General features: G+C 64.5%; 14 protein-coding genes. 7 read left to right on the top strand and 7 right to left on the bottom strand.

Annotated features, from left to right (window positions below; all coding sequences use genetic code 11):
- Positions 1–32 precede the first annotated feature (32 nt).
- Entirely contained in the window at positions 33–479 is a 447-nt protein-coding gene (gene dut / locus DIE11_RS03560) for a dUTP diphosphatase (protein WP_057926079.1), read from the top strand.
- A 54-nt stretch (positions 480–533) separates the two neighbouring features.
- Here the strand turns inward: dut and DIE11_RS03555 are convergent, their stop codons facing one another.
- The 4 genes from DIE11_RS03555 to clpS all read right to left on the bottom strand — a co-directional run bounded on the left by DIE11_RS03555 (position 534) and on the right by clpS (position 5,556).
- On the bottom strand, positions 534–1,304 hold the full coding sequence (locus tag DIE11_RS03555; protein WP_124621542.1) for a hypothetical protein: 771 nt from the start codon (positions 1,302–1,304) through the stop codon (positions 534–536).
- Between the two features lie 157 nt (positions 1,305–1,461).
- Positions 1,462–2,841, bottom strand: coding sequence for an amino acid permease (locus DIE11_RS03550; protein WP_124621540.1), 1,380 nt, complete (start codon positions 2,839–2,841; stop codon positions 1,462–1,464).
- 103 nt (positions 2,842–2,944) lie between these two features.
- The gene (clpA, locus tag DIE11_RS03545; RefSeq protein ID WP_124621538.1) at positions 2,945–5,245 is read right to left on the bottom strand and encodes an ATP-dependent Clp protease ATP-binding subunit ClpA; all 2,301 of its coding nucleotides are present in this window, start codon (positions 5,243–5,245) and stop codon (positions 2,945–2,947) included.
- Positions 5,242–5,556: an ATP-dependent Clp protease adapter ClpS gene (gene clpS / locus DIE11_RS03540; protein ID WP_006398529.1), complete on the bottom strand. Its 315-nt coding sequence runs from the start codon at positions 5,554–5,556 to the stop codon at positions 5,242–5,244. Before clpS ends, clpA begins: the two co-directional genes overlap by 4 nt.
- Positions 5,557–6,103: 547 nt before the next feature.
- On the opposite strand from clpS, the gene DIE11_RS03530 reads away from it, so the two are divergent.
- On the top strand, positions 6,104–6,307 hold the full coding sequence (locus DIE11_RS03530) for a cold-shock protein (RefSeq protein ID WP_004196460.1): 204 nt from the start codon (positions 6,104–6,106) through the stop codon (positions 6,305–6,307).
- 179 nt (positions 6,308–6,486) lie between these two features.
- On the opposite strand, the gene DIE11_RS03525 is transcribed toward DIE11_RS03530, so the two are convergent.
- The gene (locus DIE11_RS03525) at positions 6,487–8,085 is read right to left on the bottom strand and encodes a multicopper oxidase family protein (protein WP_124621536.1); all 1,599 of its coding nucleotides are present in this window, start codon (positions 8,083–8,085) and stop codon (positions 6,487–6,489) included.
- A 697-nt stretch (positions 8,086–8,782) separates the two neighbouring features.
- Here DIE11_RS03525 and DIE11_RS03520 point away from each other — a divergent pair.
- Positions 8,783–9,007: a hypothetical protein gene (locus DIE11_RS03520; RefSeq protein ID WP_006490888.1), complete on the top strand. Its 225-nt coding sequence runs from the start codon at positions 8,783–8,785 to the stop codon at positions 9,005–9,007.
- Positions 9,008–9,124: 117 nt separating this feature from the next.
- On the opposite strand, the gene DIE11_RS03515 is transcribed toward DIE11_RS03520, so the two are convergent.
- The gene (locus DIE11_RS03515; protein ID WP_124621534.1) at positions 9,125–11,353 is read right to left on the bottom strand and encodes an NADP-dependent isocitrate dehydrogenase; all 2,229 of its coding nucleotides are present in this window, start codon (positions 11,351–11,353) and stop codon (positions 9,125–9,127) included.
- 260 nt (positions 11,354–11,613) lie between these two features.
- Complete coding sequence (icd, locus tag DIE11_RS03510) at positions 11,614–12,870, bottom strand: NADP-dependent isocitrate dehydrogenase (RefSeq protein WP_124621532.1); 1,257 nt, start codon at positions 12,868–12,870, stop codon at positions 11,614–11,616.
- A gap of 274 nt (positions 12,871–13,144) precedes the next feature.
- On the opposite strand from icd, the gene DIE11_RS03505 reads away from it, so the two are divergent.
- The 4 genes from DIE11_RS03505 (at position 13,145) to fusA (ending at position 17,217) form a co-directional block, all read left to right on the top strand.
- Complete coding sequence (locus tag DIE11_RS03505) at positions 13,145–13,723, top strand: pseudouridine synthase (protein WP_059527744.1); 579 nt, start codon at positions 13,145–13,147, stop codon at positions 13,721–13,723.
- 281 nt (positions 13,724–14,004) lie between these two features.
- Positions 14,005–14,217 carry a hypothetical protein gene (locus tag DIE11_RS03500; RefSeq protein ID WP_072465376.1) on the top strand — a complete coding sequence of 71 codons (213 nt, stop codon included), beginning with the start codon at positions 14,005–14,007 and terminating at the stop codon, positions 14,215–14,217.
- A gap of 160 nt (positions 14,218–14,377) precedes the next feature.
- A complete protein-coding gene (locus tag DIE11_RS03495) occupies positions 14,378–14,878 on the top strand; it encodes a DUF192 domain-containing protein (protein ID WP_059465624.1) in 501 nt (166 codons plus the stop codon).
- Between the two features lie 227 nt (positions 14,879–15,105).
- On the top strand, positions 15,106–17,217 hold the full coding sequence (fusA, locus tag DIE11_RS03490; RefSeq protein WP_124621530.1) for an elongation factor G: 2,112 nt from the start codon (positions 15,106–15,108) through the stop codon (positions 17,215–17,217).
- The last annotated feature ends 99 nt before the right edge of the window (positions 17,218–17,316 follow it).

Raw genomic sequence — 17,316 nt, 5'->3', positions numbered from 1 at the left:
GCCGCGCCCTTCCCGACCGATTCGACGACCGCATGAAACTCGATCTGAAGATTCTCGACGCGCGCATGCGCGATTACCTGCCCGCCTACGCCACCACCGGCAGCGCGGGCCTCGACCTGCGCGCGTGTCTCGACGCACCCGTCACGCTGCAGCCGGGCGAAACGACGCTCGTGCCGACCGGCCTCGCGATCCACCTCGCGGATCCCGGCTACGCAGCGCTGATCCTGCCGCGCTCGGGCCTCGGCCACAAGCACGGTATCGTGCTCGGCAACCTCGTCGGCCTGATCGATTCCGACTACCAGGGCCAGTTGATGGTCTCGACGTGGAATCGCGGCCAGACCGAATTCGTGCTGAACCCGTTCGAGCGGCTCGCGCAGCTCGTGATCGTGCCGGTCGTGCAGGCGCAGTTCAACATCGTCGACGACTTCGCGCAAAGCGATCGCGGCGAAGGCGGCTTCGGCAGCACCGGCCGACACTGAACGACACCATGCAAAAAAGGGGCCTCGCGGCCCCTTTCCTTTTTCCGTTACCGCTCACCGATCGGCCGTCTGCGCGATCCGCGCGGGCACAAGCTCGCGTCGCCGCGCCTGCGCGATGCTTGCATAGATCACCATCGCGACGAGCACGCCGAGCAGCACCGCCGACGATCCGACCGTGCCGAGCGCGAGTCCGCCCTTGGCAACCGGTTTCGTCAACAGGTCGCCTACCGTGGCCCCAAACGGCCGCGTGAGTACGAATGCGGCCCAGAACAGCAGCACGCCTGAAATGCGCGTGAAATAGTGGGCCAGAACGATCAGTGTGAGCAGCCCGCCGATCAGCAGCGCGCCGCCGCCGAAGCCGAGGCCCGAACTGTCCGCGAGAAAATCGCCGAGCGCCGTGCCGAGCGTGTTCGAGAACAGGATCGCGATCCAGTACAGCAGTTCGACCTTGCGCGTGCGGATCAGATCGACCGACAGCGATTCGCCGCTCAGGCGCCACACCGCGAAGATTGCCAGCAGGATCGCGACGAGAATCGACGAGCCGGCCGCATAGCCGAGGCCGAGTGTCCGGTCCATGAAATCGGACATCGTCGTGCCGGCGGTGCTCGTCGCGACGATCACGGCCCAGTAGATCGCCGGGCGATACTGCGTCGTTCTGAGCTGTGCGCCCAGCGTCACGAGAAAGAAACCGAACAGCAGGATCGAGCTCACCGCATAGCCGACGTTCAGCGTCATCGACAGCAAGTCGCCGCCGGTCTCGCCAAGCGTCGTCGCGCAGATCTTCATGATCCAGAACGCGAGCGTGATTTCAGGAAGTTTGTTCATTCGAACCCCTTTATGCAGGAAAGCGGCGAGCCGGCGCGTGCCGGCCCGCGTTGCAGACAGGATCGAATGCTAGTCTCCGCCGGCTTAACGAAACCTTAGCGAACGCGAAGAACGGTATGGCCGGCGAGCGCGGCCGTGGGCGGCCGCGCGGGCACCGTCAGCGTGCGTGTTCGTGCCGGTAGTGCAGCGCATACGCGAGCGTCAGCAGCACGACGAACACGACGCCGACCACCATCGTCATCCGGAATTCGCGCGTGAACGCGGTCGTCAGCAGGATCGCGCCGACGAGCCCGGCGCCGAGCAGGCTGCCGAACGGGTGCCCCCACATCCGGAACGGGAGCGTCGGGCCGCGATATTGCGCGCGAAAACGCAGGTGCGTGACGAAGATCATCAGCCACGTGAACAGCGCACCGAACATCGCGATCGCCATCATTACGGTAAACGCGGTATCCGGCGACAGCGCGACCAGCACGGCCGCGACCGCGACGCCGCTGGTCGAGATCCACAGCGCCGCACGCGGCACGCCGTTGTTGCCGAGCCGGCCGAACACGCCCGGCGCGAGCCGCGCGCGCGACAGGCTGAACATCATCCGCGTCGTCACGTAGAGCTGGCTGTTCATCGCCGACAGCGCCGCGATCAGCAGCACGAAGTTGATTACGCCGGCCGCATACGGCACGTGCGTCGCGGCCATAACCTTCACGAACGGGCTCTCGTCGGTGCCGGCCTGCGTCCAGGGCACGATCGCGAGCATCAGCGCGAGCGTGAGCAGGTAGAACAGAACGAGGCGGAATACCGTCGAGCGGAACGCGCGCGTGACCGCGTGCTGCGGATCGCGCGCCTCGCCGGCCGCGATCGCGACCGCCTCGATGCTCATGTAGCTGAAGATCGCGACGATCACCGCAACCCAGGTGCCCCACGGCCCCTTCGGCATGAAGCCGCCGTGCGCGGTGTAGTTCGCGAAGCCGATGCCCGATGCGGTCGGCGCCGACCACACGAAATAAGCGCCGAGCACGATGAACACGACGATCGCCGCGATCTTCAGCAACGAGAACGCATATTCGACCGAGCCGTACAGCGTGACGCTCGCGAGATTCACCGCGATCAGCAGCGCGGAGAAGCCGATCACCCAGTACCAGCCGGGCACGGCGGGGAACCAGTACTTCATGAAGACGGCGATCGCGCTGATCTCGGTGCCGATCGCGAACACGACCGCGAACCAGTACGCATAGCGCACGAGAAAGCCCGCGAGCGGGCCGACGTAGTGCTCGGCGTACGCGCCGAACGAGCCGGCCGTCGGATGCGCGACCGTCATTTCCGCGAGCGCGCCCATCAACAGCAGCGCGATCAGCGCGCCGATCGCGTACGAAACCAGCACGCTCGGGCCCGCGAGCCCGATCGCGAACCCGCTGCCGAGGAACAACCCCGTGCCGATCGCGCCGCCGATCGCGATCATCGCCATCTGCCCCGACGTCAGCGCATGGCGCAACCCTTGTTCGCGCGCGACGATGTTGTCGAACGACCGTTGTTGTTGTGTCACCGCGTTACCACTCCCCTCCACCACCATCGCGCCACCGGCGCCAGATAAAACGAAACGGCGCGGAAAACTTCCCGCGCCGTTCGCATGAACAACGAATTATCGCTTACTCGACTTCGACCGTCTCTTCGTTCGGCTTGTGCGGCGGATTCGCCAGCTTGTCGAACGACAGCTGCACCTTGTCGTTTTCGTCGACGTCGACCGTCACGTGACCGCCATTGACGAGCTTGCCGAACAGCAGTTCATCGGCCAGCGCGCGACGGATCGTGTCCTGGATCAGCCGCTGCATCGGCCGCGCGCCCATCAGCGGGTCGAAGCCGTGCTTCGCGAGATGCTTGCGCAACGCGTCGGTGAAGAGCGCGTCGACCTTCTTCTCGTGCAGCTGCTCCTCGAGCTGGATCAGGAACTTGTCGACCACGCGCATGATGATTTCCTCATCGAGCGAGCGGAAGCTGATGATCGCATCCAGGCGGTTGCGGAACTCCGGCGTGAACAGGCGCTTGATGTCGGTCATCTCGTCGCCCGTTTCACGGCGCGTCGTGAAGCCGATCGTCGCCTTCTGCATCGACTCGGCGCCCGCGTTCGTCGTCATGATGATGATGACGTTGCGGAAATCCGCCTTGCGGCCGTTGTTGTCCGTCAGCGTGCCGTGGTCCATCACCTGCAGCAGCACGTTGAAGATGTCCGGATGCGCCTTCTCGATCTCGTCGAGCAGCAGCACGCAGTGCGGCTTCTTCGTGACGGCTTCGGTCAACAGGCCACCCTGGTCGAACCCGACGTAGCCCGGCGGCGCGCCGATCAGGCGGCTCACCGCGTGACGCTCCATGTATTCCGACATGTCGAAGCGGATCAGCTCGATGCCGAGCGTGAACGCAAGCTGGCGCGCCACTTCGGTCTTGCCGACGCCCGTCGGGCCGGAGAACAGGAACGCGCCGATCGGCTTGTCCATCTTGCCGAGACCGGCTCGCGCCATCTTGATCGACGCCGCGAGCGCGTCGATCGCCGGATCCTGGCCGAACACGACGCTCTTCAGGTCGCGATCGAGCGTCTGCAGCTTGCTGCGATCGTCCTGCGACACGCTCTGCGCCGGCACGCGCGCGATCTTCGAGATGATTTCCTCGATCTCGCTCTTGCCGATCGTCTTCTTCTGCTTCGACTTCGGCAGGATGCGCTGCGCGGCGCCCGCTTCGTCGATCACGTCGATCGCCTTGTCCGGCAGGTGACGGTCGGTGATGAAGCGTGCCGACAGCTCGGCCGCGGCCGACAGTGCACCCGACGAATACTTGACGCCGTGATGCTCCTCGAAGCGCGACTTCAGCCCGCGCAGGATCGCGACCGTCTGCTCGACGGTCGGCTCCGTCACGTCGACCTTCTGGAAGCGCCGCGACAGCGCCGCGTCCTTTTCGAAGATGCCGCGATATTCGGTGAACGTGGTCGCGCCGATGCACTTGAGCGTGCCCGACGACAGCGCCGGCTTCAGCAGGTTCGATGCGTCGAGCGTGCCGCCCGAAGCGGCGCCCGCGCCGATCAGCGTGTGAATTTCGTCGATGAACAGGATCGCGTGCGGCCGTTCCTTCAGCTCCTTCAGCACCGTCTTCAGACGCTGCTCGAAGTCGCCGCGATACTTGGTGCCCGCGAGCAGCGCGCCCATGTCGAGTGAATACACCTGCGCGTTCGCGAGGATGTCCGGCACTTCGCCGCGCGTGATGCGATAGGCAAGCCCTTCGGCGATCGCGGTCTTGCCGACGCCGGCTTCGCCGACGAGCAGCGGATTGTTCTTGCGGCGACGGCACAGCACCTGCACGACGCGCTCGACCTCCGGCTCGCGGCCGATCAGCGGATCGATGCGGCCGTCCTTCGCCATCTGGTTCAGGTTCTGCGTGAACTGCGCGAGCGGGGTTTCCTTCTGCGCGTTCGCGTCTTCGCTTTCCGCGTTCGCGTCGGTCGACTTCGCGGCTTCGCCGCCGTTCGTCTTCGCGATGCCGTGCGAAATGAAGTTCACGACGTCCAGGCGCGTGACGCCCTGCTGCTGCAGGTAATAGACGGCGTGCGAGTCCTTCTCGCCGAAGATCGCAACCAGCACGTTCGCGCCGGTGACTTCCTTCTTGCCATTCGACGTCGACTGGACGTGCATGATCGCGCGCTGGATCACGCGCTGGAAACCGAGCGTCGGCTGGGTATCGACATCGTCGGTGCCCGGGACGGTAGGTGTGTTGTCGTGGATGAAATTGCGCAGGTTCTGACGCAAGTCCTCGATGTTGGCCGCACACGCGCGCAACACCTCGGCTGCCGTCGGATTATCCAGCAGGGCCAGCAACAGATGCTCGACCGTAATGAACTCATGGCGCGCCTGGCGTGCTTCCATGAACGCCATGTGCAGGCTGACTTCCAATTCCTGGGCAATCATGCTTCCTCCATCACGCACTGCAGCGGATGCCCGGCCTGCCGCGCATGGGTAACGACTTGCTCAACCTTGGTCGACGCGATGTCCCGCGTATAGACCCCACATACCCCTCGCCCTTCACGATGGACCTTCAGCATGATCTGCGTGGCCGTCTCGCGATCCTTCTTGAAATACTCCTGTACGACCATCACGACGAACTCCATCGGCGTGAAGTCGTCGTTCAGCAGCACCACCTTGTACATCGAAGGCGGCTTGAGCTTCTGCTGCTTGCGTTCCAGGACGGTGCTGTCCTGCTTGTCCGGGATAATCGCCATACACCCATTCTAAACAACTCGGACAGGCCCGCAATCCTGCCATTACCCGACCGACCGGCCGGCGCCCTCCCTGGTTCCCGACGACTCGCGATCGTCTTCGCACCATACGAAAGCCGGCTGCGGTGCCGGCTTTCACGCGTGGCGCGGAACACGAACCGTCAGGGGGAAACCGCACCGGACGTCGCATCCGCATCCAGTATCCCACAAGCCGGGACGACTCGATCGCGTGTCACTCGAGCCTGGTATATGAGCCGATTATGCGACTTTTCAAGTCCGCGCGCTCGGCGGCATGCTGCAAAGCAAAGCCGGAAAAACCCTGAAAATGGGTTCTTTACAACGGCCCTCTAACCGTCTAAAAATTCCGCTTGACACTCAAATAAAGAGCGCCAACAATCAAGCTGGCACTTTTTTCAACTCGTCGGTTGGCGAAATGAAAGAGGCCGAAGGTGAGCTTGTGAGGGGGGAACGGCTGTATTTTCCGGTCGTTTAGCTTTTCGAGCGTGCTCGTGGTAAGTAGCAGCGACTGTGTGACAGGGGAAGTAGGAAAATGGCAACTGGTATCGTTAAGTGGTTCAACGACGCGAAGGGCTTCGGTTTCATCACTCCCGACGAGGGCGGTGAAGATCTGTTTGCGCACTTCTCGGCCATCAACATGCAGGGCTTCAAGACCCTGAAGGAAGGCCAGAAGGTGAGCTTCGAGGTCGTTCAAGGGCCGAAGGGCAAGCAAGCGTCGAACATCCAGGCCGCGTAAAGGCACCGGATATCAGACGAAGAAACCCGGCATTGCGCCGGGTTTCTTTTTTTTCAGACCAGCCACGCGTTAATTCGATTGGCAGGCCTTTTCGTTCAATCCCGATAATTGAACATGCATTGTCCTGTTTCACGCGCAAATCGAATGCCGACATACGCGTGAAACATATTCAATACTCGTTACACGACCTTCAGCGTGCCCATCATGCCGAGATCCTCGTGTTCGAGAATATGGCAGTGAAACATGCGCTCGCCGGGCATGTCCTGCATGACGAGTATCGTCACGGTCTCGCCGCTGCGCACGTTCACGGTGTCGCGCCACGCGCGGAACGGTTCGCTCGTGCGCGTGCCGCCCGATGCGCGCTCGATTACCTGGAATTGCGTGCCGTGCAAGTGGAACGGGTGATCCATGTCGGTGGCGTTGCGAATCGCCCAGCGTTCGACGTCGCCTCGGCGGCTCGTCAGCGTCGCACGGTGCGGCGCGTAGGTCGCGCCGTTGATCGTGAAGCGCATCCCGGCCGGGCGACCATGCGCCGGGCTGTTCATCATCGCGTCCATGTCCATCTCTTCGCCGAACGCGACTTCCTTGTGCGCGACCGGTTCGCCGAGGGCGGGCACCGCGCGCAGCGTGGCCGGCAGCGCACGGGCGGCAGCCGGTGCGAACGTGACGTCGGCGAGCGGCAGCGCCGGATCGGGCGGCAGGCTGGCGTGGCCGCCGTCGTGCGACATCGCCATCTTGCGGCGGTCGTATTCGGCCGCCTGCAGCACCGCGCGTGACGCGCGATCGCCGGCGCGCACCAGCAGTTCCGCGCGCTCGCCCGGCGCGAGCAGCAGCGACGTCACGCGGCGCGGCGCATCGAACAGCCCGCCGTCGGTGCCGACCTGCTCGAACGCGCGGCCGTCGTCGAACGCAATGCGCAGGTAGCGCGCGCTGCACGCGTTCCACACGCGCCAGCGCTCGTCGCCCGAGACGTCGATCCGCGGCCGGCGCGCACCGTTGACCAGCACGAACTGGCCTTCGCGGCCGTTCATCCAGTCCATCATGTCGTTCGGCGGGATCGTGCCGTCGCGCGCGAGTTTCAGGTCGGACACGAACAGGTTGCGCTCGGGCCAGCCGGCGAGCGGATCGTCGGCGGCACGCACGATGAACGGGCCGGCCAGCCCGCGGAACACCTGCTCGGCGGTCATCATGTGCGGATGCGGGTGATACCAGTATGTGCCGGCGCTCCCCTTCGGCAGCGTGAAGCGATACACGCGCGACGCGCCCGGCGCGACGGGATCGGACGGGTTGCCGTCCTGGTCGGGCGGCACCGGCAGGCCGTGCCAGTGGATCGTCGACGGCTGCGGCAGCTTGTTCACGAAGCGGATTTCGACCGTGTCGCCCTCGCGCACGTCGATCAGCGAGCCGACCACCGGCCCTTGCGTGCCCGCGCCGAACTGCCAGAACGTCGTCGGACGCGCACCGTGCAGCATCGGACGCGCGACCGGCTGGGCGACCAGCGTCGCGCGGAACGTGCCCGGCTCGCGGCTTTCGTTCGCAAGCGTGCGCAGCGACGCGAGCGGCGCGCCGGCCGGCAGCGCATCGGCCGCCGCGAGCGCAGCCGGCGCCGGTTTCGCGTGTTGCGCGTGGTCTGCGATCCCTGACATGCCCGGCATGTCGTCCATCTGATCCATGCCTGCCATGCCCGTATGACCGGCATGCTGCGCCCAGGCGGTGCGCGCAAACAGCGATGCCGCCGCGACGCCGATGGCGTGCGACAGGAAGGTTCTCCGTATCATCAATCGTTCCTCGTTATTCATGCTGCGTCGCGCCGCCGTCGCGACACTCGCGCCGGCGGGCACGGAGAAGCGCTCGTGCGCGACGCGAATCCTGATGCCCGCGTCATCATAACCGCAGCCCCCGGCTGAGGCACGGCAGCAGCGGACGAGCGTCGATACGACGCAGGGCGGCCGGTCGGACGAACAGGCCGGCTTGCGATCATCAAGCGTTTTCGATCGTCGCCGGGTGCTGCGGCACCTCACCGCATTCATCGCAATTGGAGCCGACCGCCGGCCTTCGCCGATCGCTTTCGCCACGCCCGGTCGAGACAGTTCGCCCCTGCCGCTCATCCCGCGATCGGCATGCCGCGCGGCAGCCACGCATGAACCCGCCAATTTTTCACGATGCGGAATAAGTCACTGCGTTATAAAAATTCGTGGTGCATGGCACAAATTCGCTGTTTCGCGATGCCAAAAAACGTTCCGCAATACAAAACGCGCGCAATAAGCCTCTGTTTTTACGAGAGATTTTTTGTTTCGAGAAAGCGCTCTACGCGCACCATCGGGCGCCGCCCCGGACGTAGACTTTGTTCCATGCACTGACGCTTCGCCACGACGGTCGATATGGACCCCGGCGCAAGCAGCCAGTCGGGCCACAGCCGGACGAGCCGGCGGGCGGCACAACAGAATCGCTTGTGATCAGAAAGGGAGAACGGAAATGAAGGGATTTCGCTTTGGTTCAGCGCTCGGGTCGTTCTATATCCTGCCGGGTAACGGCGGCTGGGAAGCGACGTTCGGCAACGCCCTGCTCGGCGCGTTCTCGTGCCCGGAAGTGGCGGCCGACCACATCTCCCGCGGCGACTGCGAGCAATTGTCCGAACTGGATACGGCCACGCTCGAAGTGCCGCACGAAATCGCCGAGTGGGAAATCGTTCACGTCTGAATGGCACGCCGGCAACGAAAAACGCCCCGGGTGACCGGGGCGTTTTCATGTTCGGCGGAACGGCGAGCCGCATCGGCCGCTGCCGTTGCCGTGGCGCGCGCGGGAGCGCGGCCTGCGTCAGGCGACTGCGTCGACGATGCCGTTCAGCGTTGCGCTCGGGCGCATCGCCCGGCTCGTCAGCTCGACGTTCGGACGGTAGTAGCCGCCGATCGCCTGCGCGGTGCCCTGCGCGGCCGACAGTTCTTCCAGGATGCGCGCTTCGCTGTCGGACAGCGACTTCGCGACGCCTTCGAACTGCGCCTTCAGCGCGGCATCCTCGGTCTGCTCGGCCAGCGCCTGCGCCCAGTAAAGGCACAGATAGAAGTGGCTGCCGCGGTTGTCGAGGCCGCCGACCTTGCGCGCCGGCGATTTGTTCTCGTCCAGGAACTTGCCGGTCGCCTGGTCGAGCGTCTTCGCGAGCACGAGCGCCTTCGGGTTCTGGTACGCGTTGCCGAGGTGTTCGAGCGACGCGGCCAGCGCGAGGAATTCGCCGAGCGAATCCCAGCGCAGGAAGCCTTCCTCGACGAACTGCTGCACGTGCTTCGGTGCCGAGCCGCCCGCGCCCGTTTCGAACATCCCGCCGCCGGCCATCAGCGGCACGATGGACAGCATCTTCGCGCTGGTGCCGAGTTCCATGATCGGGAACAGGTCGGTCAGGTAGTCGCGCAGCACGTTGCCCGTGACCGAGATCGTGTCCTTGCCCGCGCGGATGCGCTCGAGCGAGAAACGCGTCGCGTCTTCCGGCGTCATGATGCGGATGTCGAGGCCGTTCGTGTCGTGATCCTTAAGGTAGCGTTCGACCTTCGCGATGATCTGCGCGTCGTGCGCACGTGCCGGATCGAGCCAGAACACGGCCGGCACGCCGGTCGCGCGGGCGCGGTTCACCGCGAGCTTGACCCAGTCCTGCACCGGAGCGTCCTTCGTCTGGCACATGCGCCAGATGTCGCCCGACTCGACCGCGTGCTCGAGCAGCACGTTGCCGGCTTCGTCCGTGACGCGCACGACACCGTCGGCCGGGATCTGGAACGTCTTGTCATGCGAACCGTATTCCTCGGCCGCCTGCGCCATCAGGCCGACGTTCGGCACGCTGCCCATCGTGACCGGGTCGAATGCGCCGTGCTGCTTGCAGTCCTCGATCACGGCCTGATAGACACCCGCGTAGCAGCGGTCCGGAATCACGGCCTTCGCGTCGTACAGTTCGCCGTCCGGGCCCCACATGCATCCCGACTCGCGGATCATCGCCGGCATCGATGCATCGACGATCACGTCGCTCGGCACGTGCAGGTTCGTGATGCCCTTGTCCGAGTTGACCATCGCGAGGCGCGGACGCACTGCGTATTCGGCCTTGACGTCGGCTTCGATCGCTTCGCGCGTGTCGGCCGGCAGGTCCTTCAGGCGCGCGTACAGGTCGCCGATGCCGTTGTTCGGGTTGAAGCCGACCTGCGCCAGCACCTCCGCGTGCTTCGCGAGCACGTCGCGGTAGAACACCGACACGAAGTGACCGAACAGGACCGGGTCCGAGACCTTCATCATGGTCGCCTTCAGGTGCACCGAAAACAGCACGTCCTGCGCCTTCGCGTCGGCGATCTGCGCTTCGATGAAGCTGCGCAGCGCCTTGCGGCTCATCACCGATGCATCGATGACTTCACCGGCCTTCACGGCCGTCTTTTCCTTCAGCACCTTCTTCACGCCGTCGGCCGTCGTGAGTTCGATCTTCACGCTGCCGGCATCGGCGATCAGCGCCGACTTCTCGCTGCCGTAGAAGTCGCCTTCGCTCATGTGCGCGACGTGCGCCTTCGACGTGGCCTTCCACGCGCCCATCTTGTGCGGGTGCTTGCGTGCGTAGTTCTTGACCGACAGCGGCGCGCGACGGTCGGAGTTGCCTTCGCGCAGCACCGGGTTCACCGCGCTGCCCTTGATCTTGTCGTAGCGGGCCTTGACGGCCTTCTCTTCGTCGGTCGACGGCTCTTCCGGGTACGCCGGCAGCTTGTAGCCCTGCGCCTGCAGTTCGGCGATCGCGGCCTTGAGCTGCGGCACCGATGCGCTGATGTTCGGCAGCTTGATGATGTTCGCTTCCGGCTTCAGCGTGAGCTGGCCCAGTTCGGCCAGATCGTCGGAACCCTTCTGCTCCGGCGGCAGGACGTCGGCGAATGCCGCGATGATGCGGCCGGCGAGCGAGATGTCGCGCGTTTCGACGGCGACGCCCGACGAGCGCGTGAAGGCCTTGACGATCGGCAGCAGCGAATAGGTCGCGAGCGCCGGCGCTTCGTCGGTGAGGGTGTAGATGATCTTGGGCGAAGTGGACATGGTCGATGCGTTGCTACGTGAAAATTTGGGACTGAGGGGCGCCGACGGTAATCGGCGGGGAGCGACCGGGTCGATCGCGAAAGGGGCGTGCCGGCTAGCCGGGCGGTGGTGTTGCGAGGGCCGTCATGTTCTACCTTGCAGGGCATGCGGGCCGCATGCCGGACCGCCCTGCCAACAAACCTGCCGTTCATGAAACGCCCCGCCGCCGGCAGTAGGCGCCGGGGCTGCCGGCGGTCCGCCGGCCTGCCCCGGAAGGGGACTTACATGTTCTCGATCAGCACTTCGCCGAAGCCGGAGCACGACACCTGCGTCGCGCCTTCCATCAGGCGCGCGAAGTCGTACGTGACGCGCTTCTGCAGGATCGACTTCTCCATCGCGGCGATGATCGTGTCGGCCGCTTCCGTCCAGCCGAGGTGGCGCAGCATCATTTCCGCCGACAGGATCTCGGAACCGGGGTTCACGTAATCCTTGCCCGCGTACTTCGGTGCCGTGCCGTGGGTCGCCTCGAACATCGCGACCGAATCAGACAGGTTCGCGCCCGGCGCGATCCCGATGCCGCCGACCTGAGCGGCCAGCGCGTCGGAGATGTAGTCGCCGTTCAGGTTCAGCGTCGCGATCACGTCGTATTCGGCCGGACGCAGCAGGATCTGCTGCAGGAACGCGTCGGCGATCGAATCCTTGATGACGATCTCGTTGCCCGTCTTCGGATTCTTCACGCGCATCCACGGGCCGCCGTCGATCAGCTCGCCGCCGAACTCCTTCTGCGCGAGCGCATAGCCGGCGTCACGGAACAAGCCTTCCGTGAACTTCATGATGTTGCCCTTGTGCACCAGCGTGACCGACTTGCGATCGTTGTCGATCGCGTACTGGATCGCCTTGCGCACGAGACGCTCGGTGCCTTCGGTCGACACGGGCTTGACGCCGATCCCCGAGGTTTCCGGGAAGCGGATCTTCTTCACGCCCATCTCTTCCTGCAGGAACTTGATGACCTTCTTCGCCTGCTCGGAGCCCGCGGCCCATTCGATGCCCGCGTAGATGTCTTCCGAGTTCTCGCGGAAGATCACCATGTCGATCTTTTGCGGCTCGCGCACCGGCGACGGCACGCCCTTGAAATACTGGACCGGGCGCAGGCACACGTAGAGGTCGAGCTCCTGGCGCAGCGCGACGTTCAGCGAACGGATGCCGCCGCCGACCGGGGTCGTGAGCGGCCCCTTGATCGACACCACGTATTCCTTCAGCACCTGCAGCGTTTCGTCCGGCAGCCACACGTCCGGACCGTACACCTTCGTCGCCTTCTCGCCCGCGAAGATCTCCATCCAGTGGATCTTGCGCTTGCCCTTGTAGGCATGCGCGATCGCCGCATCGACGACCTTGATCATCACCGGCGTGATATCGAAGCCCGTACCGTCGCCTTCGATATAGGGAATGATCGGCTGATCGGAAACATTGAGCGAGAAGTCCTTGTTGACGGTGATCTTGTCACCGCCCTCCGGAACCTTGATGTGCTGATACGGCATGATCGACTCCAGTGACGTGGCTGAGCAGGTGATGCTGGTCGAAACTGCGCGCGCGGCGAGGTGGCCCTGCCACCCTCGTGACGGCAACAGCGAGCGCTATTCTAGCGCCCCAACCGGGGCCGGCGGCACGAAGCGCGACGCTGCGTATCAAGTCTTCCCTTATGTCTTATATAAGACAGAGGACTTGCCGTTCCGTATTATGCATTAAGATTCCGCCATTTGCCATAGACCGCCCGTCCCGCTTCCGCCGCGGCACGCCGGGCGGACGCCCGCCATGACCCTGATCGCCCTCAACAAGCCGTTCGGCACGATTTGCCAGTTTTCCGCGCACGAGACGCGGCCGTCGCTCGGCGACTGGGTAAAAGCACCCGGCGTCTACCCGGCCGGCCGGCTCGACGCGGACAGCGAGGGCCTGCTGCTGCTCACCGACGACGGCGCGCTGCAGGCGCGCATCGCCGAACCACGCCACAAGCTCGTCAAGCGCTACTGGGCGCAGGTCGACGGTGCGCCGGGCCCGGCCGACCTGAAGGCGCTCGCGCGCGGCGTCGATCTCGGCGACTACGTGACGCGCCCGTGCCGCGCCGAATTCATCGAACCGCCGGACACGCTGTGGCCGCGCAATCCGCCGATCCGCTATCGCGCCGCGATCCCGACCACGTGGATCGAACTTGCGATCACCGAAGGCAAGAACCGGCAGGTGCGGCGGATGACTGCCGCTATCGGCTTCCCGACGTTGCGTCTCGTGCGCGTCGGCATCGGCGCGCTCGACATATTCGCGCTCGGCATTGCACCGGGCGAAACAATCGCGCTGCCACCGCGCGCCCCGTGGGACGGTTTCGCACGCGCCGAATGACACATTCCAGACGCGCGAATTTTTCGTCATCTTTTTCGTCAACCGCCTGCGAAGATCGCGCGTTAAACCACGCAGATGCCAACCTTAGCTATCCGGCATTGGCAGCCGAACCCGTGTTTGCGTCACGAAAGCGACGTTTTTATCGAATACGATTCGGCGCCCGCAGCGCAATGAGAAATTTCTCGAAGCGTCTGTCAACCGAAAGGTGGATGGCACCGTTAGACGACATGACTCCTATTGCCGGGTCATTTGGTTAATTAACTAAAGCTGAGGAACACAACATGAACAAACTGATCGCCGCTCTGGTCGCTGGCCTCTTCGCAACGGCAGCTTTCGCACAAGCTTCGGCTCCGGAAGCTGCTTCGGCTGCTGCTCCGGCAGCTGCTTCGGCACCGGCAAAGCACGCTGCCAAGAAGCACCACGCAAAGAAGAAGCACCACGCAGCTAAGAAGGCAGCTAGCGAAGCCGAAGCACCGGCAGCTGCTTCGAACTAAGTAAGCAAGCTGTAATAACGCAGTCAAGAACACGCAGTCTTGCCGTTCTTACGGCGTTGAAAGGCAGATCACCGCGAGGCGATCTGCCTTTTTCTTTTTTGTGCCCGCCGGCGCGCTTCGCGTACCATGCGGGTCTCGTTTTCCCGATAGGAGCCCTGCTGTGCGATTCTCCCTGCGCTCGTCGCTCGGCCGCCTTGCGCGCGCCGCCGTGTTTCCCGCCGCGCTCGCCGTCCTCGCGCTCGGCATGCAGACCGCCCACGCGCAGATGCCGCCGGGCGCCAAGCAGCCGAGCGAGTTCCCGCGCGCGAAGCTGCGCGCCGGCATGTACGTGATCGACGCGGCCGTCGCCGCGAACGACGCCGACCGCGAACAGGGCCTGATGTACCGGTCGCAGCTCGCACCGAACGAAGGCATGCTGTTCGTGTTCAACGAGAACGCCGTGCACTGCTTCTGGATGAAGAACACGCTGATCCCGCTGTCGATCGCGTTCATCCGCGCGGACGGCACGATCACCGACATCGACGAAATGAAGGCCGAGACGACCGACAACCACTGCCCGCGCAACAACGGCGTCTATGCGCTCGAAATGAGCAAGGGCTGGTTCGCGGCGAAGGGCATCAAGCCGGGCATGAAGCTCGAAGGCCTGCCCAAGGCCCAGTAACGGCCATTGCCGCGGCGCCGCCGCACGTCGACCGAAGCCGGCCGCCCATCACTCGTTGTTGGGCGCCGGTTTTTTTTCGCCGGCCGATGGCGACGCGCGCCTTGATTCGGCCAACGCTGCCCGCATCTGCAAAAGCCTCGGACAAGCGCTATGCTTTAAATCTCGCTTGTTTCAGCCCGGGCCGGTGCAGCCGGCCCGCTTACGATCCGAACCACCAGGAGGTTCACGTGCCCCGCAAAACCCCCATCGAGCGCTATCGCAATATCGGGATCAGCGCTCACATCGATGCCGGCAAGACCACGACGACCGAGCGCATCCTGTTTTACACCGGCGTGAGCCACAAGATCGGTGAAGTGCACGACGGCGCGGCCACGATGGACTGGATGGAGCAGGAGCAGGAACGCGGCATCACGATCACGTCGGCCGCGACCACGGCCTTCTGGAAGGGCATGGCCGGCAACTATCCTGAACACCGGATCAACATCATCGACACCCCCGGGCACGTCGACTTCACGATCGAGGTCGAGCGCTCGATGCGCGTGCTCGACGGTGCGTGCATGGTCTACGACTCGGTCGGCGGCGTGCAGCCGCAATCCGAAACCGTGTGGCGCCAGGCGAACAAGTACAAGGTGCCGCGCATCGCGTTCGTCAACAAGATGGACCGCGTCGGCGCGGACTTCTTCCGCGTGCAGCGCCAGATCGGCGAGCGCCTGAAGGGCGTCGCCGTGCCGATCCAGATTCCGATCGGCGCGGAAGATCATTTCCAGGGTGTCGTCGATCTCGTGAAGATGAAGGCGATCGTATGGGACGACGAAAGCCAGGGCGTGAAGTTCACGTACGAGGAGATCCCGGCGAATCTCGTCGAGCTCGCGCACGAATGGCGCGAGAAGATGGTCGAAGCCGCCGCGGAAGCCAGCGAGGAACTGCTCGAGAAGTACCTGCACGACCATGAATCGCTGACCGAGGACGAGATCAAGGCCGCGCTGCGCCAGCGCACGATCGCGAACGAGATCGTGCCGATGCTGTGCGGCAGCGCGTTCAAGAACAAGGGCGTGCAGGCGATGCTCGACGCGGTGATCGACTACCTGCCGTCGCCGGTCGACGTGCCCGCGATCCTCGGTCACGACTTCCACGATCCCGAGAAGCCGGCGGAACGTCACCCGAGCGACGACGAGCCGTTCTCGTCGCTCGCGTTCAAGATCATGACCGACCCGTTCGTTGGCCAGTTGATCTTCTTCCGTGTGTATTCGGGCGTCGTCGAATCGGGCGACACGGTGCTGAACGCGACGAAGGACAAGAAGGAGCGGCTCGGCCGGATCCTGCAGATGCACGCGAACGAGCGCAAGGAAATCAAGGAAGTGCGCGCGGGCGACATCGCGGCGGCGGTCGGCCTGAAGGAAGCGACGACGGGCGACACGCTGTGCGATCCGGCCAAGCCGATCATCCTCGAGAAGATGGAATTCCCGGAGCCGGTGATCTCGCAGGCCGTCGAGCCGAAGACGAAGGCCGACCAGGAAAAGATGGGCCTCGCGCTGAACCGACTCGCGCAGGAAGATCCGTCGTTCCGCGTGCAGACCGACGAGGAATCCGGTCAGACGATCATTTCGGGGATGGGCGAGCTCCACCTCGAAATCCTGGTCGACCGGATGAAGCGCGAGTTCGGCGTCGAAGCGACGGTCGGCAAGCCGCAGGTCGCGTATCGCGAAACGGTGCGCACGACCGCCTCCGATGTCGAAGGCAAGTTCGTCAAGCAGTCGGGCGGGCGCGGCCAGTACGGGCATGCGGTGATCACGCTGGAGCCGAACCCCGGCAAGGGCTACGAGTTCCTCGACGAGATCAAGGGCGGCGTGATTCCGCGCGAATTCATCCCGGCCGTCGACAAGGGCATCACCGAAACGCTCAAGAGCGGCGTGCTCGCGGGCTACCCGGTCGTCGACGTGAAGGTGCACCTGACGTTCGGCTCGTACCACGACGTCGACTCGAACGAAAACGCGTTCCGGATGGCCGGCTCGATGGCGTTCAAGGAAGCGATGCGCCGCGCGAAGCCGGTGCTGCTCGAGCCGATGATGGCGGTCGAGGTCGAGACGCCGGAGGACTTCATGGGCAACGTGATGGGCGACCTGTCGAGCCGGCGCGGCATCGTGCAGGGGATGGAGGACATCGCGGGCGGCGGCGGCAAGCTGGTGCGCGCCGAAGTGCCGCTCGCCGAGATGTTCGGCTATTCGACGTCGCTGCGCTCGGCGACGCAAGGTCGCGCGACGTACACGATGGAGTTCAAGCATTACGCGGAAACGCCGGCGAACGTGTCGGAAGGCGTGATCAACGCGAAAGTGAAGTAAGCGCGGAGTGCGCGCCCAGCTGCGCGCAGACCTCAGGCCCGTCCGGTTCCGGACGGGCTTTTTTTTATCCGTCCAGCGCAGCACGGCGGATGGCCGACG

Origin of the sequence: Burkholderia sp. Bp9012, assembly GCF_003853825.1 — a bacterium.
Lineage (GTDB): Bacteria > Pseudomonadota > Gammaproteobacteria > Burkholderiales > Burkholderiaceae > Burkholderia > Burkholderia diffusa.
Note: the sequence above shows the minus strand (reverse complement) of the source record. Positions and strands in the feature narration are given on the sequence as shown.

What these genes read in the sequence shown, in the direction of transcription:
- DIE11_RS03530 (WP_004196460.1), top strand. Translation starts at nt 6,104, where the DNA reads ATGGCAACTGGTATCGTTAAGTGGTTCAACGACGCGAAGGGCTTCGGT.
- DIE11_RS03500 (WP_072465376.1), top strand. Translation starts at nt 14,005, where the DNA reads ATGAACAAACTGATCGCCGCTCTGGTCGCTGGCCTCTTCGCAACGGCA.
- DIE11_RS03515 (WP_124621534.1), bottom strand. Translation starts at nt 11,353, where the DNA reads ATGTCCACTTCGCCCAAGATCATCTACACCCTCACCGACGAAGCGCCG.
- DIE11_RS03525 (WP_124621536.1), bottom strand. Translation starts at nt 8,085, where the DNA reads ATGATACGGAGAACCTTCCTGTCGCACGCCATCGGCGTCGCGGCGGCA.
- icd (WP_124621532.1), bottom strand. Translation starts at nt 12,870, where the DNA reads ATGCCGTATCAGCACATCAAGGTTCCGGAGGGCGGTGACAAGATCACC.
- clpS (WP_006398529.1), bottom strand. Translation starts at nt 5,556, where the DNA reads ATGGCGATTATCCCGGACAAGCAGGACAGCACCGTCCTGGAACGCAAG.
- DIE11_RS03520 (WP_006490888.1), top strand. Translation starts at nt 8,783, where the DNA reads ATGAAGGGATTTCGCTTTGGTTCAGCGCTCGGGTCGTTCTATATCCTG.
- DIE11_RS03505 (WP_059527744.1), top strand. Translation starts at nt 13,145, where the DNA reads ATGACCCTGATCGCCCTCAACAAGCCGTTCGGCACGATTTGCCAGTTT.
- DIE11_RS03555 (WP_124621542.1), bottom strand. Translation starts at nt 1,304, where the DNA reads ATGAACAAACTTCCTGAAATCACGCTCGCGTTCTGGATCATGAAGATC.
- dut (WP_057926079.1), top strand. Translation starts at nt 33, where the DNA reads ATGAAACTCGATCTGAAGATTCTCGACGCGCGCATGCGCGATTACCTG.
- clpA (WP_124621538.1), bottom strand. Translation starts at nt 5,245, where the DNA reads ATGATTGCCCAGGAATTGGAAGTCAGCCTGCACATGGCGTTCATGGAA.